This window comes from Streptomyces xanthophaeus (assembly GCF_030440515.1).
GTDB classification, from domain to species: domain Bacteria; phylum Actinomycetota; class Actinomycetes; order Streptomycetales; family Streptomycetaceae; genus Streptomyces; species Streptomyces kutzneri.
In genome coordinates this window covers 1,901,597-1,926,175 of the sequence record NZ_CP076543.1, presented here as the reverse complement: position 1 = coordinate 1,926,175, position 24,579 = coordinate 1,901,597, and the positions used below count along the sequence as shown (strand labels likewise).

Here is a 24,579-nt window from a genome sequence, read left to right as displayed (position 1 = left end):
GGGCGGCATCAGAGGGACGGCTTGGGGCGGGTGGTGCCCGGAAGGCAGGTCACCGCCCGGTTGAAGGTCTCGAACAGGCCGTCGGGGTTCTTCTTCCAGAGCCACAGGTGCAGGGCGTAGTGCACCGGCTGACCGGCGAAGTTGCCGGGCTTGGGGCCCTTGAAGGGGATGCCGAACATCGTGGGGCGGTCGTCGTCCGTCGTGAGTTTCTGGTCGCGGTCGTAGAGCAGCCACTGGACGGCGACGAGCCGTTTGCCGCCGCGCCCGTCGTCCTCGTAGAACAGCGCGGCGGGCTTCGCCGGGTCGAGGGAGTTGTCGTACTTGTGATTGAAGTGCGGGTAACCGAGCGCGCCCGGGCCCGCCTTGTCGACGACGCAGTACTGGTCGGGCTTGTAGCCGTCCGCCACCGCGTTGGCGTGCACCTGGTAGCGGGCGGTCGCCGCGTACGTACGGGCGAGGTCGCCCTGGGCCCGGCCGGAGCCCGTGCCCGCGGCGGCGAGGGGAGCGGTGACGGCCGCCAGGGTGAGCGAGGCGGCTGCGGTGAGGGCCAGGGCGAGACTGCGGGCCATGCGCGGGCTCCTTGTGACGGGCTGGCTGGGGGCACCTGCAGCCCTTCCCCGGGCTGCCGGACCCGCCACACACTCGGCCCGGACGGGCGACCGCCGATCGGCTGACGGTCGGCCGGATCCGCACCCGGACCCGCCCCGGCCCCCGGCACCGCCGCCTCACCCGAACGGGAAAGGCGCCGTTTCGCGACGCATCCGCACGGGGAACCGGTGTTGTCCCCAGCAGGCGAGTGCGACGGAGGGTACGGACCATGGCGCAGCAGGATGCGGCACCGGACGGCGGCGGAGAGCTGCACGAGATCGTGTCGGCCGTGTCCCGGGGCGCGCCGGAGTACCGGCAGTGCCCCCATCCGATGTACGCCGCCCTGCGCGAGCAGGACCCGGTGTGCCGGCTGACCCCTCCCCACGGGATCGAGACGTACCTGATCACCCGTTACGACGATGCCCGTGACGCCCTGTCGGACCCCCGGTTCAGCAAGAACATGCACGGCGCCATCGACACCTACCACGCCGTGTACGGCAGCTTCTTCGACGCGCTCGACGACAACGTGCTCTTCTCGGACCCGCCCCGGCACACGCGGCTGCGCCGCGTCCTGCGGAGCGCCTTCACCCCCCGGCGGGTCGAGCAGATGCGCCCGAGGATCACCGAGATCGCCGAGAACATCCTGCGTGAATGCCGGAAGGCGGGCACGGTCGACCTCATGGCCGCGTTCGCGTTCCCGCTGCCCGTCGCTGTCCTGTGCGAGCTGATGGGCATTCCGCAGGAGGACCGCCCGGAGATCCTGGAGCAGTTCGCGGTGGTGACCCGCTCCCGGTTCGACCCCAGCAGGAGGGCGGAGCTGAAGGCGGCCGAGGAGCGACTGCAGCACCGGCTGGAGCGGCTCATCGCGGACACGCGCGAGCACCCGTCGGACTCCTTCCTCAGCGACCTCCTCCAGGCGGAGGAGCGGCTGGAGGATCCCGAACTGGTCGCGTCGCTGTGGGTCCTGTTCTTCGCCGGCCACAAGACCACCGCCTACCAGATCGGCAATTCCGTCCTCAACCTGCTGCTCCGCCCCGATCAGGCGGCGCTGCTGCGCAAGGACCCCGCGCTCGTCCCGCGGGCGGTCGAGGAGATGCTGCGCTTCGAGGGCTCGGTGGAGACGTCGACCTTCCGGTACGCGGCGCAGGACGCCGAGATCCGGGGCACGGCGATCCCCGAGGGCTCCCTCGTGCAGATCGCGATCTCCTCGGCCAACCGGGACCCCGAGAAGTTCGGCCTCCCCGACGAGCTGGACGTGACGCGCGAGGGCCTCCAGGGCACGCACCTGGGGTTCGGGCACGGAACGCACTACTGCCTGGGGGCACCGCTGGCGCGGCTCGAACTCGAGATCGCGCTCGCCACCCTCCTGCGGGAGTTCCCGGACATGGAGCTCGCGGACGCGCAGGAGACCGGCAGGGCGTGGCTCAAGGGTCCGGTGCCGGCGTTCCGGGGCCTCGAACACCTCCGGCTCGTCCTGGAGCCGCACCGCCCCGGCGCGGACCCGGACGAGTCGTCCCTGGCCTCCGTGGCCTCCGGCAGGTAACCCAGACCCGATGGGCGGTGGATTGGCATGACGGATTCCGTGAGTACCTCCGCACTGCGCCTCCTGGGGACGCCGGCGGACGAACTGCGGATCGCCGCGGTGGGCACCAGCGAGGTCATCCGGGTCGCGCGGGGCTACTCGGCACCGGATACGGACGCGGCGCGCGCGGTCCATTCGAAGATCGACATGCATCATCACTTCTGCGCGCCCCAGTGGCGCGACTGGGCCGCGCACCACGGACTGATCGATCCGCAACGGCTGCCCCCGTGGAGCCGGCTCGGCACCGATGCGGCGATCCGTTTCATGGACGGCGCGGGCATCACGACCGCCGTCCTCAAGCCGATGCTGCCGGCGCGCTACCGGTCGTCGGCGCAGCTGCGCGAGGCCATCAACATCACGCTGCAGTCGATGAGCGAGGTGGCGCAGGCGCATCCGGGACGGTTCTCGTACTACGTGCCGCTGTTCCTGGACGACCCGGAGGCCTCGTCCTGGGCCGTGCGCCGCGGGCTCGGGCAGCTCGGAGCCGTCGGGGTGAACGTGACGGCCAACTACGGGGGCGTCTACCTCGGTGATCCCGCCTACGACCGGCTGTTCCACGAGCTGAACGACTACTCCGCCGTGGTGGACACCCACCCGCACAACCTTCCGGACGGCCCGTGCGGCCCGCCCGGCCCGCCTGGCCCGCCCGGTGGTGCCTCCTCCGGCCGGCCCGGTGCGTCCGGTGCGTCCGGTCCGCCCGGTCCGCCCGGTGGTACCTCCGGCCCGCCCGGCGGGTCGACGGTTCCGGGCATCCCGAACTTCATGTGCGACTTCCTGCTGGACACCACGCGGGCCGCCGTGAACATGATCAGCCGCAGGACGCTGGACCGGTTCCCGGACATCTCCGTCGTCCTGCCGCACGCCGGAGGCTTCCTGCCGTTCATCGCGACGCGTCTGCAGGCCCTCGGGCGGTTCTGCGAACCGGCCGTCGAACCCGCCGCCGTCCGTGACCACCTGAGCCGCTTCTACTACGACACGGCAGGCCCCATGGCGCCCGCCGCGACCCTGCTGGAGCACGTGCCGGCCGACCACGTCCTCTTCGGCACGGACTGGCCCGCGGCCCCCGCCGACACGGTCATGGACCTGGCACTGCCCGCCCTCGAAGCGGACCCGGCCTTCACCCCGGAGCAGCTGCGGGGGATCTACCACGACAACGCGATGCGCCTGATCCCGCAGCTGGCGACCGCCTGACGGGGGTGCGGGCCGCGATGTGCGGCCCGCACCCCCGCCGGAGCGGGAGCGATCAGACGAGCTCCGCGCTCAGGGTGATCGTCGTACCGGTCAGGGCCTGGCTGACCGGGCAGTTCTTCTTCGCGTCCTCGGCCGCGGCGGCGAAGCCCTCCGCGTCCAGGCCGGGGACCTCCGCGCGGACCGTCAGGTGGATGCCCGTGATGCCCTCGCCCGGCTGGAAGGTCACATCGGCCTTGGTCTCCAGGCGGGTGGGCGGGGTGCCCGCGCCGTCCAGGCCGTGCGAGAGGGCCATCGAGTAGCAGCTGGAGTGCGCGGCGGCGATCAGCTCTTCCGGGCTGGTCTTGCCGTTCGCGGCCTCGGCGCGCGAGGGCCAGGAGACCTCGAACGAGCCCCGGCCCGAGGAGTCGAGGCTGACCGTGCCGGCGCCCTTGAGCAGGTTGCCTTCCCAGACGGTGTGCGCGGTACGCGTGGTGGCCATGGTGATCCCTTCGAAGATGTGGGAAACGGCCGGGCTCCCGAAAGGGCCCGGCGTCCCCAAACCTACTGGGAGACCAGGGGTTTCGCGTCGCGTGCCAGGGCGGTGAGCCGCGATATGGCGCGGAAGTACTTCTTCCGATAGCCGCCGTTCAGCATGTCCTCACTGAACAGCTTGTCGAAGGGGACACCTGAGGCCAGTACCGGGATCTCGCGGTCGTACAGGCGGTCGGCCAGTACCACCAGCCGCAGCGCCGTCGACTGGTCCGGCACCGGGCCGACGTCGGTCAGGCAGACCGCCGTGAGGCCGTCGGTCAGCGCGCCGTAGCGGCTGGGGTGCACCCTGGCCAGGTGTTCGAGCAGGCCGGGGAAGTCGTCCAGGCTCGCGCCCCCGGTCGCGTACGCGGCCTTGGTGACCTGCTCGTCCGAGAACGGCGCCGGGGCCTCCGGGAGGCCGCGGTGGCGGTAGTCCTGGCCGTCGATCCGCAGCGGCCGGAAGTGCGCCGACAGCCCCTGGATCTCGCGCAGGAAGTCGGCGGCGGCGAAGCGGCCCTCGCCGAGCTTGCCGGGGAGCGTGTTGGAGGTGGCGGCAAGGGCCACACCCTGCTCGACGAGGCGGCTGAGCAGCGAGGACACCAGTACGGTGTCGCCCGGGTCGTCCAGCTCGAACTCGTCGATGCACAGCAGCCGGTGTCCGCCGAGGGTCTGCACGGTCTGCTGGAAGCCGAGCGCGCCGACCAGGTTGGTCAGCTCCACGAAGGTGCCGAAGGCCTTGAGCGCGGGCTCGGCCGGGGTGGCGTGCCACAGGGAGGCCAGCAGGTGGGTCTTGCCGACGCCGTAGCCGCCGTCGAGGTAGACCCCGCGCGGGGCGGCGGGGGCGGCCGGCTTCTTCGAGAACCAGCGCTTCTTGCCGGCGCCGCTTGCGTGCGCGCCGCCCAGACCGGCGGCGAAGCCGCTCAGCACGGTGACGGCCTCGGACTGGCTGGGCTGGGTCGGGTCCGGGTTGTACGTGTCGAAGCGCACCGAGTCGAACCGCGGCGGCGGCACCATCTCGGCCACCAGCCGTTCGGCGGGCACCCGCGGCTCGCGCGCGCAGAGGGCCTGGGGCCCCGCGTCGGCTATGGGGGGCCGGCCGGAGGTGTAACCGGAGGTGGAGAGAGATGTCGACACAGCTCTCAACTCTACGGGGCGTGGCACACTGCACCGATGCGACGCCTGTTCCCTGTGACCGATCAGACATCAGCCCCGCCCCAGGACCGGGCCGACCGGGAGTGGTCGCTCGACGAACTGGCGGAGGCCTACGCGTACCCCGCGCTGAAGGCGGACGGCCACTGGCTCCGGGCCAACATGGTCTCCACCCTGGACGGGGGCGCCCAGCACGAAGGCCGCTCCCAGCCCATCTCCGGCGAGACGGACATGCGGATCTTCGGCACCCTGCGGGCGCTGGCCGATGTGGTGGTCGTCGGCGCGGAAACGGTTCGCCAGGAGGGCTACCGCCCGGCCCGCGCCCGGGAGGCCTTCGCCGCCCGCCGGGCCGCCTCCGGGCAGGGCCCGGCGCCCGCCATCGCCGTGGTCACCGCCGGCATGGACCTGGACTTCTCGCTGCCCCTGTTCACCTCCCCGCTGGTGCCGACGCTGGTGGTCACCGGCGCTGCCGCGCCCGCGGACCGGGTGGCCGAGGCCGCGCGGGCCGGGGCCGAGGTCGTGGTGGCCGGTGAGGGTACGAGGGTGGACGCCGCCCGGGTGGTGCGGGAGCTCGCCGCGCGCGGGCTGCGCCGCCAGCTCACCGAGGGCGGGCCCCGGCTCCTGGGCCAGTTCGTGGCCGCCGACGCCCTGGACGAGCTGTGCCTGACGATCTCCCCGATGCTCGTGGCGGGAGGCGCCCAGAGGATCGCCGGCGGCCCCTCCGTCACGGTTCCGCACCGGCTCGCGCCCGCCTGCGTACTGGAAGAGGCCGGGTTCCTCTTCACGAGCTACCGTCGGATCTGACAAGGCGCGGAATTTGTCGTTCCGCTTTGCTTCCGCTGGGCACATAACTGGGCAGGTATGTCTGCGCAGGGCCCCGTGCGACAGCGGGGCAGGATGGTTTCCGCAGGGGCCGGCCGGCCGGCCTCGGCCCATGAAGGAGAGGGCGTCCGTGTTCACGAGCGTATTGATGATCGAGCAGCCGCTGACCGCGGTGGACGTGGACTTCGTCACCAACCTGCACGGGGACGACGCGGTCTCCTTCATCGTGCTCATGCAACCCCGGGGCGACCAGGACCGACTGCTGCGCGCCATCGACGACGTAGCGCTCGGTGAGCTCCCCGAGGCCATCCGTGAGGGCGACGAACCCGAGGGCGAGGACGCCCTCGGCCCCGCCGCGCACGCCCTCGCGCACTCCCTGAACGCGCTGCGCGCCAAGGGCGCCAAGGCCGTGGGGCAGATCATCGAGGACCACCCGCTCGACAAGCTGAAGTCCGTCGTGGACGAGCACGAGGCCGACGAGGTGATCGTCCTGACCGCCCCGCACTTCGTGGAGGAGTTCTTCCACCGGGACTGGGCCTCGCGCGCCCGCCACAAGGTCGGCGTTCCCGTGCTCAAGCTCTTCGCCCACAACGAATAGGCTGGGGCCAGTCAGAGCCTCACGCGCACCCGCAAGAAACACGATCCTGGAGTGACCTGAATGAAGCCCGGCCTGCCGACCGCCATGGAACGGCCCCACTTCATCGGCATCGGCGGCGCCGGCATGTCCGGCATCGCGAAGATCCTGGCCCAGCGCGGCGCGCAGGTGGCCGGCAGCGACAGCCGCGGTGACTCCGAGACCGCCGAGGCGCTGCGCGCCCACGGCGCCACGGTCCACGGCGGACACGCGGCCGGCAACCTCGCCGCCGACTCCACCTGCGTGGTCGTCTCCAGCGCGATCCGCGCCGACAACCCCGAACTGGCCCGCGCCGCCGAGCTCGGCATCCCCGTCGTGCACCGCTCCGACGCGCTGGCCGCCCTGATGGACGGGCTGCGGCCGATCGCCGTCGCCGGCACGCACGGCAAGACCACCACCACCTCGATGCTGGCGGTGTCCCTCTCGGCCCTGGGCCTGGACCCCTCGTACGCCATCGGCGGCGACCTGGACGCCCCCGGTTCCAACGCCCACCACGGAGAGGGCGACATCTTCGTCGCCGAGGCGGACGAGAGCGACCGCACCTTCCACAAGTACACCCCGCAGGTCGCGATCATCCTCAACGCGGAGCTCGACCACCACGCGAACTACGCCTCCATCGACGAGATCTACGAGTCCTTCGAGACCTTCGTCGGCAAGGTCGTGCCCGGCGGCACCCTCGTCGTCGCCCACGGCCAGGAGGGCGCCGCCGAGATCGCCCGCCGGGTCGCCGGCCGGGAGGGCCTCACCGTCGTCACGTACGGCGAGGAGGAGGGCGCCGACGTCCGGATCACCAAGATCACCCCGCGCGGCCTGACCAGCGAGGTCACCGTGATCCTGGACGGCCGGATGCTCACCTTCACCGTCTCGGTCCCCGGCCGCCACTACGCGCACAACGCCGTCGCGGCCCTCGCCGCGGGCGTGGCGCTCGGCATCCCGGCGCACAACCTGGCGAGCGCGCTCGGCAAGTACACCGGCGTCAAGCGCCGCCTCCAGCTCAAGGGCGAGGCCGCGGGCGTCCAGGTGATCGACTCCTACGCGCACCACCCCACCGAGATGACCGCCGACCTGGAGGCCATCCGCGGAGCCGCCGGGGACGCCCGGATCCTGGTCGTCTTCCAGCCGCACCTCTTCTCGCGCACCCAGGAGCTCGGCAAGGAGATGGGCCGGTCGCTGGCCCTCGCCGACGCCTCCCTGGTCCTGGACATCTACCCGGCCCGCGAGGACCCGATCCCCGGCGTCACCAGCGAGCTGATCATCGCGGCCGCGCGGGCGGCGGGCGCCGACGTCACCGCCGAGCACGACAAGGCGGCCGTAGCCGACGCCGTCGCGGGAATGGCCAAGCCCGGTGATCTCGTTCTCACCATGGGCGCGGGCGACGTCACGGACCTCGGTCCGGCCATCCTCGCCCGGCTGTCGAGCTGAAGGTACGAGGGAGCGGGAGAACCATGTCCTACGAGGTCGAGAAGACGGACGAGCAGTGGCAGGCGGAGCTGACCCCGTCCGAGTACCAGGTACTGCGCCTGGCGGGCACCGAGCCGGCCTTCCGCGGTGAATACACGGACACCAAGACGGAGGGCGTCTACTCCTGCCGCGGGTGCGGGTCCGAGCTGTTCCGCTCGTCGGAGAAGTTCGAGTCGCACTGCGGCTGGCCGTCCTTCTTCGACCCGAAGGACACCGACGCGGTCGAACTGATCGCGGACACCTCGCACGGGATGGTCCGCACGGAGGTCCGCTGCGCGAAGTGCGGATCCCACCTGGGCCACGTCTTCGAGGGCGAGGGCTACCCGACCCCGACGGACCAGCGGTACTGCATCAACAGCATCTCCCTGCGCCTGACCCCGAGCGGCCAGGGGAGCTGAACCCTGCCGGTTCCCTTCGGGCCCACGTCCCGCAGGGAACCGGCCCGCCCGGTCACGGGGCGGGCGGCGGTGCGGCGGTGCCGGTGCGGTGCGGCAGCCAGAAGCAGGACGCGGCCAGGAGCGCCGCCGCCGCGGCGCCGGTCAGCACGGGGACGTTCCCCAGCCAGGCCGCCAGCGCGCCCGCGGACAGGGCGCCCACCGGGACGGTGGTCAGGAGCGCCGCCTGGGCGAACCCGGCGACGCGGCCCTGGAGGTGCTGCGGGGCGATCAGTTGCTGGGTGGTCGTCATGGAGATCGCCCAGACGGTCGCCGCGATGCCGAAGACCAGTTGGTAGGCGAGCAGCGCGGGGAAGGCGAGGCCCAGCGACGCCGCCGGCACCAGGAAGATCGCGAGGGCTGCCACCACCGCGCAGATCCGTGTCGCCCGGTACAGCTCGACGGAGGTCGCGAACCGGCCCGCGAGCAGGACCCCGGCCACGGTGGCCACGCTGAAGGCGGCGTACACGATCCCCAACTGCCATGCGGAGAGCGCGAGTTCGCGATTCGCGTAGACCACGAAGAGCGCGTCCGCGGCCCCGCTGCCGAGGTTGAACCCGGCGCCCGCGAGCACCTGCCGGCGCAGCACCGGTTCCGCCCGGACCACCGCCAGCCCCTCGCGGAGCGCGGCGAGCCGGGGGCCCCGGCGTCCGGTGGGCTCGGCCGGTCTGTTCAGTGACGCGGGCAGGGCGAACAGCAGCGCGGCCTCGACCGCGTAGGCGGCGCTGCCGGCCAGCAGGGCGGAGGACGCCCCGGCGAGACCGACGAGGACGCCGCCCAGGGCCGGGCCGCCGATCATGCCCGCCGTACGGGCGCCGGTCAGGGCCGAGTTGCCGGTCAGGAGCTGCTCGGGCCTGACCACCCGGGGCAGCGCCGCCTGCAGCGCGACCGAGAGGGTCCAGGTCAGCGCGCCCGACAGGGCGGCCACCACGTACAGGTGCGGCAGACCGAGGCTCCCGAGTGCCCGGGCGAGCGGCACCGAGGCGACGACCACCACCTGCAGCGAGGTGAGCGTGACGGCCAGGGTGCGCAGCCGGGCCCGGTCGGCGAGCACACCGGCGAGGGGGCTGAGCACGGCGCCGGGGAGATAGGTCAGGGCCAGCAGAGCCGACGCCCCGAACGGGCCCGCGTCCAGGCGGGTCACGGCCAGCATCGCCAGGGCCAGCGCGGTGATCTGCCGTCCGACGGAGCTGGCCGCCTGTTCGCCGCAGAGCAGCAGGAACGGGCGGTGCCGCCGCAGCGCACCCCACGGGGTGCCGCCGCCGTCGGCGGCCGTGGCCGGGGGGCGGGTCGGCGACGCGGCCACGGGTCAGACGCTCGTGCAGGGGACGGGCCAGCGGCGCAGGCGCGGCGGCAGTGCCACCGCCCACCCCTGCGTGACCAGGACGAGGCGTTCGTCCGCCAGCACGGACACGGCCTCGCGCCGTGCCGCGTCGAGTGCGTCGAGGGCCGTGGGTTCCTGCACGGTGAGGAAGGCGCCGAGCAGTGCAGGCTCGTCGATGGTGAACCGTGCCGAGGCCGCGGGATCCCTGCGGTCCATGACCGTCACGAAATCCGGCCCGCGGCGGTGGTAGAGCAGGCCGTACGCGTACCGGGACCGCCACACGGCCGCCTCGTCGGAGCTGCCGGACCTGCCGGACCCGCCCGGGGAGGCGGCCCGGGGAGCGGGTGGCGGGAGGTGGTGCAGCAGCCCGGTGTCGAAGGGCAGGGCGTCGCTGTCCGGGACCCAGCGCACCGTCAGCGCCCGGCTCTGGCAGTCGCGCAGGAAACGCACGGCGTCCGCCGCGCCGCGTCCGCCCGTGCCCAGCGGCAGCGGCTCGTCCACCACCACCTGCCCGCCGGTCACGTGGCCACCACCTCGGTGCCGGCCCCGGCCCCGGCCCCGGCCTCGTCCGTGACGGCGACCGCGCGGACCGGGGCGTTCCGCAGGGGCAGCGACACGTACGACCTTCCGTCGGAGAACAGCAGTCCCAGGGACACGCCCTCACCGAGCCACTCCGTGAGCCGCTCAAAGGCGACCGGATGCCCCTCCCCGGTGAGGAGCCGGTGCAGGGCGGGCCCGGATCGGCCGTGTTCCAGGTGCCGGAACGCGGCGGCCTCCCAGCCGCCGAGCCGGTGCGTCCGGGCCGGCCATCCGCGCCGCCGGTCGTGCACCAGCAGGTCACCGTCCGCGCCGGATTCCATCAGCAGCGTCGAACCGGGGTGCCCGGCCCGCCAGTCCGCGACGGCCCGTACGAGCCGCTCCTCCGCCCTGCCGCCGATCCCGCGGGGCGGGGTGTCGAAGAGGTACACCAGATCGGCCAGTTCCTCCTCGGGGAGGTCGTACACATGGCCGTACATCTCTGCAGGGGTCCGCTCGGCGAAGCCGAGGGCGGGATCGGCGAAGTGCGGGCTGAACCGCTCCAGCTGGATGCGGAACGCGCCGCCCGGTGGCTGCAGGTGCACGAGCGCGGGGATCTGGTCGACGACCGGGTCGTAGTCGTCCGCCGTCTCGCCCGGGAACCCGTACAGGTAGTTCCACGTGCACGTGAGCGACCGGTCGGCGCATTCCCGGAGCGTGCGGACGTTGCGGGAGCCGGTGACGCCCTTGTCCATGAGGCCGAGGACGCGGTTGTTGAGGCTCTCGATCCCCGGCTGGATGTGCACGGCCCCTGAGCGGGCCAGGAGCGCCAGCTGGTCCGTGCTGAGGTTGGACTTGACCTCGTAGTGCATCAGGAGGTCCCAGCCGCTGTCGGCGGCGAGCGGCAGGAAGTCCGTGAAGTACGCCATGTCGATGATGTTGTCGACCGTGACGATGTCGAGGATCCGGTGCCGCCGGACGAGCCGGTCGACTTCGGCCCACAACTGCTCACCGGGCTTGGCGCGGAAGGCCATCGCCGAGCCGTTGAGACCGCAGAACGTGCAGTGGTGCTTCTCGCCCCACCAGCAGCCGCGTGCGCCTTCCACGACCAGTTTCGGACGGACGTACTCGGCCACCGGGGAGGCGTCGAGCTCCGCCTGCCAGATGTCGTAGTCGGGCGAGGCGATGTCACGCGGCGCCACCGTACGGCGGGTCTCCTCGTTCGCGCGCGAGGCCCCGCCGTCCCACCAGCACAGGCCCGGGACGTCGACGGGCGGGGTCCCGGCGTCCAGATGGGCCAGCAGGGCGGGGAACGCGTACTCCCCCTCCCCGCGGACCACATGGTCGACGAAGGGATGGTTGCGGTGCAGAGCGTGGCCCATCGGCCCGTCGCAGTTGCTGCCGCCGAAGACCACGGTGAGGCCGGGGCGGCGCCGCTTGAGCTCGGCGGCGAGCGCGAGCGAGGACACGTTCTGCATGAACGTGCTCGTGAACCCGACGACGTCCGGGTCCTCGGCGAGGATCTCCGTGGCGCAGCGGGAGATGAAGTCCGCCGCGTGGACCCGCATGGCATGCGCCTTGTCCACCGGGATCCCGCGCCGCCGCGCGTACGCGCCGAGCCGTGCGACGCCCCAGTCGGGGTCCGCGTAGAGCACCCCCGAGAAGACCCAGTCGCCGAGCCCGTCGAAGATCGAGTCGCTGCCCACCTCGGCGTGGTCGGCCGGGCGCAGCAGCCCGTCCGTCCGCTCCAGCAGGAATTGCGCCCAGCGCAGCGAACCGTGGAACTCGTGGATCTCGTCGGAGGGCCGGGTGCGGGTCAGGAGGGAATGCAGCAGGCCGATCTGGAGCGAGGGCAGGTCGACCGGCTGCCAGGGCATGGTCACCAGATGGACGCGCATGCGCTCCTCCCCGCCCGGCCCCGCTCCGTCCGCCGGGCCGGCGGATGGACAGCCCGGCACGGGGCCCCAGGGGGTGTCCTGCCGATCATGCCGGGCTCGCCGGGGCCGCGCCGGGTGCCGACTTCCGCCCGGTCAGGACGACGGCCGCTTGTCGATGGTGAGCCGGTCGCGCTTCCTGGCCTCGTCGCGGACGGCCACCTTCTTGATCTCCGGCTTGGTCCGGGTGTCGTCCTCTGGTGCCCTGTCGTCTTCCACGGTGCCTCCCGTTCCTCAAGTCCGCCGACCCTAAAGGCCGTTACTCGCGGTACGCAAGGGGTGGTTCCGGCCGACGGGGCCGCGTGCCCTCCTTCGGGGCGCCGCCGCTCCCGCCGGGGCGCCGGGCCGGATTCGAACCTGTGTCCCACGGAGATCGCGGGCAGTCCCGCAGTCCCATCTCCCTTTGCCCCCAGGGTCGTTAGCATGTGAGATCAGGGCCCGGCCTTGTGATCGCAGGGGGATGAGGACAGGTGTGGCTCAACAGGTCTTCGGACGGCAGACCCCGCAGCCTGCGCAAGGCGCTGAAGGCGGTGGAGCAGACCTTCCGGCCCGCGCTGCTGACCGGAAGAGACCTGGACCAGGCCGCCGAGGCCTTCGGACGGGCGCTCCTGGAGGCGCTCGACCACGACCCGGCGCTGGCGGCCGACCTGCTGGAGCGGCCGGGCCGCCGGCTGCCCGCCGAGGGGTACGCGGCGGCCCTGGGGCCGGCCCGGAAGGCGGCGCTGCACGAAGCCGTCGGGCACGGCGACCGTACCGTCCTCACCGTGATCGCCGAGGCGGCGGGCCGTGCCGGAGACCTCCCGCTGGAGCGTGAGGCCGGGGGCCGGCTGGCGGTGCTGGCGGGCGAGCGGGACAGTGCCGACAGCCTCGTTTCCTTGCTGCGGCGCCGCCAGGACGCAGGTCTCCTCGACACCGGCACGACGACGCAAGCCTTACGGGCGTACACCGCGAGGGCCGCGCTCGCCCACGACGCCGCGCTGTGGCACGCCTTCTTCGACCACCTCGCCGACCCCCTGGTGCCGGACCTGTACCCGGTGAAGCTCTTCCTCGGCCGCGGTGGCGATGCCGTGCGGCTCGCGGACAACCCCGTACGCAAGCGCGAGGCGCTGGACTGCTGTGCGGCCTCGCAGCGCCTCGACGACGTCCTGGCCGCACTGGAACTGGCCCGGACCGAAGGATGGTCGGAGCGGGTCCGGGACTTCCACGAGCGGGCCGGTGAACTCCTCCTCGCCGCAGGCCGGCCCGCCGAGGCGCTGGCGCACTGCGAGCAGGCCGGCCGGCGCGATCTGGTGAGCCGCTGCCACGAGCAGCTCGGCGATCACCGGGCCGCGCTCGCGACCTGCCCCGCGGAGGAGCCCGACCGGCTGGCCTCCCTGGCCGCCGCCTGCCGCCCGGACATCGACGACCAGGTGCAACGGGGCGACCGGATCGCCGCCCTCGGGCTCGTCTCGGACATCCTCGGCCAACTGGAACGGGCCGCGGGTCCCACGGAGCGGGTCGCCGACCGGAAGACCGAGCTGGAGGGGTTGCGCGCGGCCGTCGTCGCGGTCGAGCGGCGCCGTCTGGACGATCTGCTGCGGCAGGCGCCCGCGGCGGACCGCCAGGCCGTGCACCTGGAGTGGAGCCGGTTCGAGGAGGCGGCGGGCCAGCCCGCGCAAGCGGCCGGACACGCCGAGGACGCCGGTGATCTCTACCGTGCGCACACCCTCTTCCGGAAGGCCGAGCGGTTCGGCGACGCCGACCGTGTCCTCAAGAGCGAGGACTCGGCCGAGGGCCGGGCGGCCCGCGCCGCGGCCCGCGAGGCCGGCGGCGACCTGCTCGGCGCGGCCCGCCTGCACGAGCAGGACGGGCGGTACGAGGAGGCCGTCGCGCTCTACGGCCGGGCGGACGACGCCTCGGCGGCGGCCCGCGCTCTGATCCACTGGCAGGGCGAGGACGCGATCGAGGACCCGCGGCTGGCCCCGTTCCTGCGCAGGACGGGCGACATCGCCGAGCTCGTCGAGCGCTGCCTGGACGCCCTGGAGCGCAGGGGACGCGACTCGGCGGCCGCCGGGATCCTGAAGTCACTCGCCGAGCAGGACGACGCGGCCGTCCCCGAGCTGCAGCGCGAACGGGTGAGCCAGGCCCTGCAGGCGATCGGCGCCGTCGGCCGCAAGGTGTTCGAGGAGCGGGCCGCAGAGTGGGCGCAGCGGGCCCGCGCCGAGACGGACGCCCGCTTCGCCACCGTCTGGGGCCTCGACCTCGGCACCCACTCGTGCGTCGCCGCCCTCTACGACGCGCACAGCGGACAGCCGGTCATCTGCCCGGACGGAGTGAACTCCCAGTTCGCCTCCACCCTGACGGTGACCAAGGGGGGCGAGGAACGCGTCGGACTGACCGGCGACCAGATCCTCGCTTCCTGGGTGGTCGGCCACATCAGCGCGTCCAAGCGGCGGATGGGCGACGGCATGTCCTACACCATCCTCGACCGCTCGTACCGGCCGGAAGAGGTCGCCGCCCGCCTGATCGCGCACGCCCGGACGCTGGTGGAGAAACACCTCGCCGGGCAGGTACGGGAACGGCTCGGTGAGCTGGCCCGCGAAGCGCTCGGGCAGGTGCGCGACGAGTGGCTGGACTGGGCGGCCGAGCACCACGACCTCACCCTGGAACGGGATGAGGCGATCCTCACCATCCCCGCGTACTTCCTCAACAACGCCAAGCACGCCACCCGCAGCGCCTGCGAGATCGCCGGGGTGAAGGCCAGGCGCCTGATCCACGAGCCGACCGCGGCCTGCCTGGCGGCCGCCGCCCAGCGGCGGCTGAGCGGCGAGGTCACCGTCGTGGACCTCGGCGCGGGCACCCTCGACGTGAGCGCCATGGAGGTCCAGGGCAACCGCTACCAGGTCCGCAACATCCTCGGCGACAACGAGTACGGCGGGTACGACTTCGACCGCATCGTGGCCGACGAGCTCGCGCGGCGGCTCCGCGGCCGCGGACTCGAGGTCCCGGCGACCGGCCGGGCGCGCCGACGGCTCGAACTGGCCGCCGAGCACCTCAAGATCGCCCTCTCCTCCCAGCACGAGGCCGAATACACCCTCAACGCCTACCTCGGGCAGCCGGAAGTGCGCTTGGAGCTCACCCGCGACGAACTCGCCGCCCTGCTCGCCGACTCGCTGCGCACCCTGCGCGACGTCTGCGAGCGGATGATGGACGAGCGCGGCCTCCCGCCCGACCACCTCGTCCTGGTCGGTGGCCCCATGCTCTCGCCGCTGATCAGCGGGACCGTGGAGCAGGTCTTCGAGGCCGACCGCACCGTCCTGTCGGATGCCCGGACGGCTGTGGCCTGCGGTGCCGCACTGGAAGGTGCCGTGCTCTCCGGTCTCCTGGAGGACATCCAACTGCAGGACGTGACCCCCTTCGACCTCGGGATCGCGGTCGCCGAGGCCGACGGCAGCACGGGCTTCTCCGTCCTCGTCGGGCGGAACACGCCCATTCCGACCCAGGAGTCGAAGACCTACACCACGACCCGGGACCTGCAGACGGAGGTGGACATCAAGGTCTACATCGGCCGGATCGAGCCCCGTTCCCTGGTGGGGGTCCTGCGGCTGGCGAACATCCCGCCGGTCGCGCGCGGAGTACCGCAGATCGAAGTGACCTTCGGCTTCGACAGGAGCTGCGTCCTGACGGTCACGGCGCGCGACACCGTGACCGGGAACAGCAGCTCGGCCGAGTTCACCGAGACGACCCTGCTCGCACCCGGCGAGATCGAGACGATGTCGCGGCGGCACACCGTCCAGCGCGAACTGGAGGAACTCGGGCGCACCCTGCGCCGGCTGGTCGAGGAGGCGGCCGAGCTCGGCGACTGCGAGCCGCTCTGCCACGAGTTCCGCGAGCGCCTGAGCGCCCACCGGCCGTCCCGCCGGGCCCTGGACCCGGCCGTGCAGGGCATGCTCGCCGAGATGTACGGCCCGCAGTCGGCCGAGCTGGAGGGCGAACTCCTCTCCCTGCGCGCCCCGTTGCGGGACCTGCTGACCACTGCGCGGGACTACCTCTCCCAGCCCGTCCTGGCGGAACGGACAGCCGCGGGAGAGCACCTCGCCCACCAGCTCGGGGTGCACCTCGACGCCATGCGGCAGGGCATGGCCCGGCTGACCCGCTGGAACGGCGTGCTCGCGGCCCTCGCCGCCGTGGACAGTGACCCGCTGACGCGCTTCCGCGCCCTGCACGACGCCGGTGACCACGGCCGGGCGCTCCACGCCCTGGAGGAACTGGCCGAGCCGCTCACCGCCCCCGACGACCTCCGGCGGCGGCTGCACTGCCTCGCCGGCGCCGGGGACGTGGAGGGCTACCGGCGGACGCTGCTGGCCGACGCGGCCCGGCTGCGCGCGGTCGTGCTCGACCCCGAAGACCCCGGGGCGTTCGTGGCATCGGCCAGGTCCGCCCTGGTGCGGGTGGCGGACGGCAGCGGCCAGGAGGGCAGCGGCTTCCTGATCTCGGACCGCCACGTCCTGACCAGCCGGCGCTGGACGGCTCAGGACCCCGAGGGGATGACCGTGCGGCTGGCCGAAGGGGAGCGGGCCGTGCGCCGGGTCTTCCTCGCCGACTCCTCCTCCATCGCCACGGCCGTGCTGCTCCTGGCCGAGCCGGTGCAGGCGGCGCCGCTGCGGCTGGGCTTCCCCCGGCTCGTCCACATCGGCGACCTCGTCTGGGCCCCGGCCCCGGACGACGCACTGCTTCCCGGCATCGTCGAGAAGTTCGAGGTCTTCCCGGAGCAGCGACTCCAGTTGTTCAAGACCGATCTGGGACTGCCCCCCGAAGCGGCCGGCGGCCCCCTGCTCAACGAGCTCGGAGAGGTGATCGGCACGCTGGCCCTGCGCGCGGAGTCGGAGCCCGCCTTCGCCGTCACGACCGACTCGCTGGCCGGCCTGCTCGCGAGCGCCGGATTCGGTCTGACGGGCGCGGCGGGCGGAGACGGCGGGTGAGCCCGGTGACCGGCGCCACCGAGGGCCGGCTGCTCGACGGGCGCTACCGGCTGCGCGTGCTGCTGGGGGCGGGCGGGATGGGCGAGGTGTGGCGCGCCCACGACGAACTGCTCGACCGGGAGGTCGCGCTCAAGCTGATCCACCCGGCCGCGGCGCAGGACACGCACTTCCGGGCCCGGTTCGAGCGCGAGGCCAGTTTCACGGCACGGCTGGCCGGAGACCCGCACATCGTCACGGTCTACGACTTCAGGAAGGACCCCTGCTACCACGTGGTGATGGAGCTGGTCGAGGGCAGCTCGCTGGACACCCTGGTCCGCGGCGGGGCCCGGCCGCCCCTGACCGACGTACTCGCATGGGCCCGCCAGATCTGCGCCGCGCTGCACACCGCGCACGCGAAGGAGATCGTCCACCGCGACCTCAAGCCGTCGAACGTCATCCTGACCCGGACCGGAACCGTCAAGGTCGTGGACTTCGGCATCGCCGCGCTGCTGCCCGGAGCCGCGCCGGGCCGTCGGGGCCTGACCAAACTGACGGTGAGCGGGCACTTCCTCGGGAGTCCGCCCTACGCCTCCCCGGAACAGATCCAGGGAGAGGCGGTGGACGCCCGCGCCGATCTCTACTCGCTCGGCTGCCTCCTGTACGAACTGGTCACAGGGACACCGCCGTTCGGAACCGGAGCGGTCCACTCCGTCCTCGCCCGGCACCTCCACGAACCTCCGCCCCCACCGACGGAGCTCCGCCCCGACCTGCCCGCCGGCCTGGAACGGCTCATCCTCGATCTGCTGGCCAAGGACCGCGAGGCGCGGCCGCCGGACGCCGCAGCCGTCAGCGGACGGCTCCGGCAGCTGGAGGCGCCTCGCGGCTACACGCCCACGCTGGCCGACCCGCGCGCCGACGCGGACGTCCCGCGCTCGCCGGACGGCGGGACGTCGCCGGCCACCGCGCTGCACCTCGCGCGGGTCTTCGACTTCCGGGGGCCCGACGGAGCGCCCGCCATCGCGCCCGACCGCGAGCACGTGACCTCGGCCGAGGAGTGCGCGGCCCTGCTCAGGTCCCTCAGGGAGGCTCCCGTGGCCCTGCACGGCCTCGTCCCGGAACCGGACCGCCTTGATCCCGCCCGGAGCAGGGTGGTGCCCGCCGGCTTCCGCACCGACGGCCTCTGGGTCTGGTCCGACCAGATCGCCTACTACCTCGAACGCTACCGGTGCGCCCCCGACCCGGCCCTGCGCCACCACCTCGCGCAGCGCGCCCGGCAGCGGCCGGACGTACCGCCGCGGCTTCTGAGCGCTGCCGGAAAGCTCGTACGGGGCGAGCCCCAGGGGTCGCTGACCGGCCGTCCGGCCGCCGATGCCGGTCGTTGACGCCGACGCGTTCGCGGGGGCGGGGGCTGCACCTGCTCCTGGCACACGGGCGGAGTCCGGGGAACGGACGCGGCGGGCCGTCGCCCTGTCACCGGACACCCGTGACCTCCACCGGTTGACCGGCGGCCGGAACGTGACGGGGCGGCAATGGTGTCGAGTACGTCGCGGTTCGATTCCGATCCGATCTCTGGCCTGCGATGATTTACCGCAACTAGCACGGTTGGGCCTCGGAAGACACCTATCCGAATCTCCCCCATGTCTGGTTATGATCGGCCTCCCGCCGTCCCCCGCTCGCGAGGACCGATGTCTCCCATAGAACCCGAAGGCATACGACGGCAGTCGACGACCCGTCGGCGGCGCACCGTGCGTCTGCGCACCCTGCTGATCTGGCTGGCGGTGGTCCCCACCGTCGCCATGGGCACCCAAGTGGCGGTGACCGCGGAACGGTTGCTGGCCCAGTCGGAGCAGCTCCGGTCCGACGTGGCGGCCGCCGAACAGGTCGGCGCCCCGCTCTACACGCTCATGGTCGACATGCAGGCCGAGCGGACGGCGACCGCCGCCCGGTGGACGGGCACCGACGGGTCCGAGGGCGAACTGCGCGTCCGCCGCGAGGCCACGGACCTGGCCGCGGCCGAGTTCCGCCGGCTGGCGGTCGATCCCTCGCGGTCCTTCGCGGAGGTGACGCGGCAACTGGAGAAACTGGCCGAGTACCGCCGGCGCGCGGACACCCGCAGCGGCGCCGCCGACAGCACGCTGGCCTACTACTCCGAGGTGATCGGCAAGGTCATCCAGGTGTACCAGCAGGAGTTCAGCCACGCCGAGGACGCCGAACTCGCCCAGGCGAGCCGTCCCGTGGTGTCGATGCTCCAGGCCACCGAGATGGTGGCGCGCGAGGACACCGTCCTGGCCCTGGCCGGCCCGTCCGGGGAACTGACCTTCGTCGGCTACGACCAGTTCGTCAGCGCCCTGGGCGCCCAGCGGTACCTGCACGAGGCGCTGATCGTGCCGCACCTGACGGACCGGGACCAGCGCTTCTACGAGCGGGTCGTCGGCTCCTCGGACTGGCAGACCAAGACGCGCATCGAGAGCGCGGTCCTCTCCGGGCACAAGGACATCGTCTCGGGCATCAGGCTGCCCGCCGACGTCGGCGGCTGGTCCTCCGCGCACGCCAACTTCTCCGTGCAGATGACCACGCTCAACATCGACCTGGCGCGCTCGGTGCTCGCCCGCGGCGAGGCCAAGGCTGCGGAGCTGCAGACCGAGGTCGCCTGGCTGATCGGGGGCAGCGCCGGCGGGCTGCTGGCCGTCGTGGTCGTCGTGGTCTTCACCACCCGGTCGGTGCTCCGCCGCCTGCACGACCTGCACGTGCGCACGGTGACCGTCGCCGAGGAGACCCTGCCCGACGTCGTGGCCCGGCTCCGGCGCGGCCAGACCGTGGACCCCGAGGCCCTGCCGGCCGTGAGCGGGGACCGGGACGAGGTCGGACGCATCAGCGACGCCTTCGCCCGGGCCGTCGCGGTGTCCGTCGACGGACACCGCGAGCTCGCCGCGGAGCGCCACGGATTCGGACTGTTCGCCTCGGGCATCGCCTCGCGCACCGGAAACCTGGTCAGCCGCCAGCTGAGCCTCACCGAGGACCTCCAGGACACCTTCGGCCACGACGAGGCGCTGCTGGCGGAGCTGATGCGGGCCGACCAGCTGACGGTCGGCATGCGGCGGCAGATCGAGAACCTCCTCATCCTGGCGGGCGGCGAGGTCCCCGACCCGCACACCGAGCCCATGCGCGTCGCCGACCTGCTGCGCGAAGCGGCCGCGGAGGTCGAGGACTTCCGGCGCATCGAGCGGCAGGCCCTGGACGAGACCAGCGTGGAACCGTCCGCGATCAGCCAGATCAGCCACCTGCTCGCGGAACTGCTGGACAACGCCACCCGGTTCTCCCCGCCGAAGTCCAAGGTGGTCATCCGCGCCGAACTCGTGACGGACGGGCTGTCCGTCGAGATCGAGGACCGGGGGCCGCGGGTGAGCCCGGAGCGCTACGAGGAGATGAACGGGCGCCTGCACGAGGCCCCGCCGTACTCCGTGCTGGCGCAGAACGCGCACCGGCTCGGCCTCTTCGTGGTCGGGCACCTCGCCGACCAGCTCCGCGCGACGGTCACCCTGCGCCGCTCGGTGTACGGGGGTACCTCGGCGGTGGTGATCCTGCCCAGGCAGCTGCTGGTGGCGACCGACGCGCAGGCGCCGCGCGAGATCGAGCCGCAGGCCCGGGTCCTGGAGCTGCTCCCGGCCCCGTCCCGGGCCACCGACCCGGCCACCGACCCGGCGACCGACCCGGTGCCGAGCCTGCCCGCGGTACGCGAGCCCGAGCCCGCCCCGGAGCCCGAGCCGGTCGTGCACACGAGCGCCGGGCTGCCGAGCCGCCGTACGAAGGCACCCGCGCCCGCAGCCGCGCCCGCAGCCGTGCCCGAGCCTGCGGCCGCGCCCGCACTCGTACCCGTACCCGTACCCGCACTTGCGGTCCGCCCGGCCCTCCCGGAGCGCGTCCCGCAGACCCACATCGCCGAACAGCTGCGCGAGCCCCGCGCGCAGGACACCGTCGTCCGGCCCGACACCGCGACACCCGAAGAGGTGGCCGATGCCTGGGCGGACTACGAACAGGGGACCCAGACAGTGGAAGAAGAGCTCCGACGGGATCAGCCATGACCACCTCACCGAACACCGCGGCATCCAACGACGCGATCTACAGCGTCCTCGACAACAACCTGAGCAGGATCGCCGGCGTCCAGGGGGCCGTGCTGCTCTCCAACGACGGCATCAAGCTCAGCGCCTACCTGCTGGACGAGCCCCAGGCCGAGCGCATGGCGGCCGCGGCCTCCGGCATCGCGTCCACGATGAAGGCGATATCCCGGGAGATCGACGGCGGCCGCGTCATCCGCCAGCTCGTCGAGATGGACGACCGGTACCTCTGCATCGTCGGATGCGGCGAGGGCAGCACCCTCATCGTGGTGACCTCCCGCAAGGCGCGGCTCGGGGAGCTGGGCGGCGAGGCCGTACGGACCGCCCAGGCGCTCGGCGAGTGGCTGGGCACGCCCGAGCGCGGCCAGCCGTCCGCGTAATGCCGCAGGACGAGCCACAGCCGCAGCCGGCGGGCCGCCGCCGGACGCGGCTGTACGCCCTGACCGATGGGCGTACGGCCGCCGCGCACTCCGTCCTCACCATGGACACCACGATCACCGCGGCGGCCGACGGCGAGGTGGACGGGACCCTGCCCACCGAGTGGCAGGAGATCCTTGCCATGTGCGCGCCGCCGGGCGGGCGGGCGGTCGCCGAGATAGCGGCGCGGATGCACATCCGCCTCACCCCCATGACGCTGCTCCTCGGCGAACTCGCCGACCGCGGGCTGATCCACCACCGGCCGCCCCTGGCGGTCGCCGAGACCACCGACGTCCACCTGCTCATGAGAATCAGGGACAGCCTTGCCCGGATATGACACGACCGCGAGCGCCCACCGGGAACCGGCCCCGGTCAAGATCCTCGTCGCCGGCGGGTTCGGGGTCGGGAAGACGACCCTGGTGGAGACGATCTCCGAGATCGAGCCGCTGCGCACGGAGGAGCGGCTGACGTCCGCCGGTATCGGCGTCGACGACCTCGACGGCATCGAGTCCAAGACGGTGACCACCGTCGCCATGGACTTCGGCCGGCTCACGCTCACCGACGCCGGTGTCGTCCTCTACCTGTTCGGCACGCCCGGCCAGGAACGCTTCTGGTTCATGTGGGACGACCTGCTGAACGGGGCGCTCGGAGCGATCGTGCTGGTCGACACCCGGCGCCTGGACCGCAGCTTCCCGGCCGTGGACTTCTTCGAGAGCCGCGGACTGCCCTTCGTGGTCGGCGCGAACTGCTTCCACGGCGAACAGCCCTACACCGCCGAGGAGATCGGAGCGGCGCTGCACCTGCGCGATCCGAACACCCCCGTCCTCATGCTCGACGCCCGCTCCCGTACGGACGTCCGCGGCTCCCTGCTCGCGCTGCTCGACCTGCTCATCGCCAAGGCGCAGGCGCCGGCGGCCGTCAGCCGCTGAGCCCCGGCCGGGCCCCGGTCACCGAGGCCAGGTGGTCCGCGAGGTTCCGGTACGGGGCCCAGCCCTGGGCCCGCGCCCGGGTGAGGTCCAGGACCACCGGGTGCGCCAGCTGGTCCACCGCGTACCGACTGAGGGCCGGCTCGGCCCCGGCCACCGTCGCCACGGCCTCCGCGACCCGGGCCGCCGCGGCGGCCACCGGCAGCGGCAGGTGCCGGATCCGGGCCCGGACGCCATGGGCGCGCAGGACCGCGCGGACCGCCGCGTCGCGGCCGTACGGCTCCCCGTCGGCGATGTTGTACGCGCCCGGCGCCCAGGCCGCCGCCGTCAGGCAGGCCCGCGTCAGGTTCTCCACCGCGGTGAGGCTGAGCGTCACGTCCGGTCCGGGCAGCAGCAGGGTGCCCGCCCGCACGCGGGAGAGCAGCCGGGGCAGCAGCGTGGTGTCGCCCGGCCCGTAGACGGCCCGGGGCCGCAGCACCACCGCCCCGGCGGCCAGCGCCAGTGCCTCGCCCTCCGCCTTCGTCCGGCCGTAGGCGTTCAACTGCCCGGCACGCGGGTGCTCCTCGCCGACCAGGCCGCGGTCGTGCCGCGGATCGTAGACGCTGGCGCTGCTCACCCACACCACGGGCCGCCCGCCCGCCGCCGCGAGCAGCCGCCGCGTGCCGTCCACGTTGACCGCGCGCATCAGCGCCGCGGCCCGCGAGCCGGGGGCCGGATCGCCGACGGCCGCCGCACAGTGCACCACCAGGTCCACGCCCGACAGGTCAGGCGGCTCCGCGGCGGCGTCCCAGAAGCGGTGCGTGCCGAGCGGGCCCGGCCTGCGGCCCAGGCACACCACCTCGGCCCCGGCCGCCGCGGCGGCGCGGGCCACGTGCCCGCCGCAGAAGCCGCTCGCACCCGTCACCGCGATCACGACCCGGCCCCGGGGCCCCCGGCCCGCACGGTCAGGACGCGCCAGCCGGGCAGCGCCGCTCCCCGGTCCACCCGGGCCCGTGTCACCACCGGCCGGTACGGGGCCAGCGCGCCCAGGACGTCGGCCAGTTGGGCCCGGGCCAGCCGGGCCCCGGGACACGCGTGCGGTCCGGCGCCGAACACCAGCCGGTCCACCGCCGGGCCGGCGGGCCGCACGGCGTCCGGGTCGCGCCGGTGCGCCCCGGCCGCGTGCCGGGCGACCAGCAGCAGCCGGTCGCCGCCGCGCACCGGGCAGCCGCCCACGACCCCGTCCGCCGCGGCCACCCGGGGCAGCAGCGGCGAGGCCGAGGTGACCCGCAGCAGCTCGTCGGCGAGCACCGGCCGCAGGGCCTCGTCCGCCGCCTGCTCCCACAGACCCGCGTCGGCGCACCAGGCCACCGCCCGGGGCAGCGCGGCGACGGTGGTGTTGACGGCGGCCACCGCCAGCATCGCCGGCAGGGCTTCGCCGGTGGGCCCCAGGAGCCGGCGGAGCCGGTCGGCGGCGCGGGCCGCGGCGGCCTCGGCGCGCGGGCGGCGCGGCCCCGGCAGGTGACTGCGTACGGAGGCGGCCGCCGCCTCGGCCGCGGCCCCGGCGACCGCCCGCGGGTCGGCGCCGGAACCGAGCAGGGCGCACACCACCGACCCGGAGAGCTCCCGCGCGAGGTCGGCGAGGTCCACCTCGCCGCCCCGGTCCAGCGGCGCGAGCCGGCGTACGAGCAACGGCCGCCAGAGCGACCGGAGATCCTCGACCCCGGCACCGCCCAGGGAGCCCGCGAGTCCCCGCCGGTCCGCCCGGTGCGCGCCGCCCTCCTGGTCGAAGAGCACACCCCCGGCCCCGCCTCCGCCCAGGGCCGTCCGCGCGGCAGCGCCCGTCGTACCGGCCGCCGTCCGGTCGAGCGGCAGCCGGGTCAGGGCCTCCCGGTAGGCCTCCGGGCCGTGCACCAGCAGGGTCCGGCCGAGCCGGCGCACCGGACGGCCGCGGGTGGCGGCGAGCAGCCCGAACAGCAGGGGATGGCTGCGCAGATAGACGCGGCGGTCGCGGCGGCGCGCCGTGGCGTGGGACGTGGTGCTCATCGGGGGTGTAC

21 protein-coding genes are annotated in these 24,579 nt (G+C 73.6%); 12 read left to right on the top strand and 9 right to left on the bottom strand.

Translation table 11 applies throughout. The annotated features are described in order from the left end of the window. Positions 1–8 precede the first annotated feature (8 nt). Positions 9–569, bottom strand: a complete 561-nt coding sequence (locus tag KO717_RS08270) for a hypothetical protein (protein ID WP_301365473.1) — start codon at positions 567–569, stop codon at positions 9–11. Positions 570–817: 248 nt separating this feature from the next. Here KO717_RS08270 and KO717_RS08265 point away from each other — a divergent pair, with 248 nt between their 5' ends. Continuing rightward, a complete protein-coding gene (locus tag KO717_RS08265; RefSeq protein WP_301365472.1) occupies positions 818–2,131 on the top strand; it encodes a cytochrome P450 family protein in 1,314 nt (437 codons plus the stop codon). 39 nt (positions 2,132–2,170) lie between these two features. Next, the gene (locus KO717_RS08260; protein ID WP_301365471.1) at positions 2,171–3,361 is read left to right on the top strand and encodes an amidohydrolase family protein; all 1,191 of its coding nucleotides are present in this window, start codon (positions 2,171–2,173) and stop codon (positions 3,359–3,361) included. Between the two features lie 52 nt (positions 3,362–3,413). On the opposite strand, the gene KO717_RS08255 is transcribed toward KO717_RS08260, so the two are convergent. Beyond that, entirely contained in the window at positions 3,414–3,839 is a 426-nt protein-coding gene (locus tag KO717_RS08255) for an OsmC family protein (RefSeq protein ID WP_030719855.1), read from the bottom strand. 62 nt (positions 3,840–3,901) lie between these two features. Beyond that, positions 3,902–4,957 carry a cell division protein ZapE gene (gene zapE / locus KO717_RS08250; protein WP_437184632.1) on the bottom strand — a complete coding sequence of 352 codons (1,056 nt, stop codon included), beginning with the start codon at positions 4,955–4,957 and terminating at the stop codon, positions 3,902–3,904. Between the two features lie 84 nt (positions 4,958–5,041). Between zapE and KO717_RS08245 the strand changes: the two genes are divergently transcribed. From KO717_RS08245 to msrB, 4 genes are all read left to right on the top strand, one after another. After that, positions 5,042–5,824: a pyrimidine reductase family protein gene (locus KO717_RS08245; RefSeq protein WP_301365469.1), complete on the top strand. Its 783-nt coding sequence runs from the start codon at positions 5,042–5,044 to the stop codon at positions 5,822–5,824. A gap of 148 nt (positions 5,825–5,972) precedes the next feature. Next, positions 5,973–6,440 carry an indole-3-glycerol phosphate synthase gene (locus tag KO717_RS08240; RefSeq protein ID WP_301365468.1) on the top strand — a complete coding sequence of 156 codons (468 nt, stop codon included), beginning with the start codon at positions 5,973–5,975 and terminating at the stop codon, positions 6,438–6,440. 60 nt (positions 6,441–6,500) lie between these two features. Further along, positions 6,501–7,898, top strand: coding sequence for a UDP-N-acetylmuramate--L-alanine ligase (murC, locus tag KO717_RS08235; protein ID WP_301365467.1), 1,398 nt, complete (start codon positions 6,501–6,503; stop codon positions 7,896–7,898). A gap of 23 nt (positions 7,899–7,921) precedes the next feature. Beyond that, positions 7,922–8,335, top strand: coding sequence for a peptide-methionine (R)-S-oxide reductase MsrB (msrB, locus tag KO717_RS08230; protein WP_301365466.1), 414 nt, complete (start codon positions 7,922–7,924; stop codon positions 8,333–8,335). Positions 8,336–8,387: 52 nt separating this feature from the next. On the opposite strand, the gene KO717_RS08225 is transcribed toward msrB, so the two are convergent. From KO717_RS08225 to KO717_RS08210, 4 genes are all read right to left on the bottom strand, one after another. After that, a complete protein-coding gene (locus KO717_RS08225; RefSeq protein ID WP_301365465.1) occupies positions 8,388–9,677 on the bottom strand; it encodes an MFS transporter in 1,290 nt (429 codons plus the stop codon). Positions 9,678–9,680: 3 nt separating this feature from the next. Next, positions 9,681–10,217, bottom strand: a complete 537-nt coding sequence (locus KO717_RS08220; protein WP_301365464.1) for a DUF5825 family protein — start codon at positions 10,215–10,217, stop codon at positions 9,681–9,683. Next, complete coding sequence (locus tag KO717_RS08215) at positions 10,214–12,109, bottom strand: RiPP maturation radical SAM C-methyltransferase (protein WP_301365463.1); 1,896 nt, start codon at positions 12,107–12,109, stop codon at positions 10,214–10,216. Before KO717_RS08215 ends, KO717_RS08220 begins: the two co-directional genes overlap by 4 nt. 132 nt (positions 12,110–12,241) lie before the next feature. Continuing rightward, the gene (locus KO717_RS08210; protein ID WP_301365462.1) at positions 12,242–12,364 is read right to left on the bottom strand and encodes a hypothetical protein; all 123 of its coding nucleotides are present in this window, start codon (positions 12,362–12,364) and stop codon (positions 12,242–12,244) included. A gap of 251 nt (positions 12,365–12,615) precedes the next feature. Here KO717_RS08210 and KO717_RS08205 point away from each other — a divergent pair, with 251 nt between their 5' ends. From KO717_RS08205 to KO717_RS08180, 6 genes are all read left to right on the top strand, one after another. Further along, a complete protein-coding gene (locus tag KO717_RS08205; protein WP_301365460.1) occupies positions 12,616–17,106 on the top strand; it encodes an Hsp70 family protein in 4,491 nt (1,496 codons plus the stop codon). After that, positions 17,103–18,467, top strand: coding sequence for a serine/threonine-protein kinase (locus KO717_RS08200; protein ID WP_301365459.1), 1,365 nt, complete (start codon positions 17,103–17,105; stop codon positions 18,465–18,467). Before KO717_RS08205 ends, KO717_RS08200 begins: the two co-directional genes overlap by 4 nt. A 303-nt stretch (positions 18,468–18,770) precedes the next feature. After that, positions 18,771–21,167: a sensor histidine kinase gene (locus KO717_RS08195; RefSeq protein ID WP_301365457.1), complete on the top strand. Its 2,397-nt coding sequence runs from the start codon at positions 18,771–18,773 to the stop codon at positions 21,165–21,167. Further along, positions 21,164–21,580, top strand: coding sequence for a roadblock/LC7 domain-containing protein (locus tag KO717_RS08190; protein ID WP_030012808.1), 417 nt, complete (start codon positions 21,164–21,166; stop codon positions 21,578–21,580). The genes KO717_RS08195 and KO717_RS08190 overlap by 4 nt, the downstream gene beginning before the upstream one ends. After that, positions 21,580–21,954 carry a DUF742 domain-containing protein gene (locus tag KO717_RS08185; RefSeq protein WP_301365456.1) on the top strand — a complete coding sequence of 125 codons (375 nt, stop codon included), beginning with the start codon at positions 21,580–21,582 and terminating at the stop codon, positions 21,952–21,954. The genes KO717_RS08190 and KO717_RS08185 overlap by 1 nt, the downstream gene beginning before the upstream one ends. Beyond that, positions 21,941–22,546 carry a GTP-binding protein gene (locus KO717_RS08180; protein ID WP_301365455.1) on the top strand — a complete coding sequence of 202 codons (606 nt, stop codon included), beginning with the start codon at positions 21,941–21,943 and terminating at the stop codon, positions 22,544–22,546. Before KO717_RS08185 ends, KO717_RS08180 begins: the two co-directional genes overlap by 14 nt. On the opposite strand, the gene KO717_RS08175 is transcribed toward KO717_RS08180, so the two are convergent. Next, positions 22,536–23,456, bottom strand: coding sequence for an NAD-dependent epimerase/dehydratase family protein (locus KO717_RS08175; protein ID WP_301365453.1), 921 nt, complete (start codon positions 23,454–23,456; stop codon positions 22,536–22,538). The two genes, KO717_RS08180 and KO717_RS08175, sit on opposite strands and share 11 nt — an antisense overlap. Then, positions 23,453–24,568, bottom strand: a complete 1,116-nt coding sequence (locus KO717_RS08170; RefSeq protein WP_301365451.1) for a cytochrome P450 — start codon at positions 24,566–24,568, stop codon at positions 23,453–23,455. The genes KO717_RS08175 and KO717_RS08170 overlap by 4 nt, the downstream gene beginning before the upstream one ends. Positions 24,569–24,579: the final 11 nt, after the last annotated feature.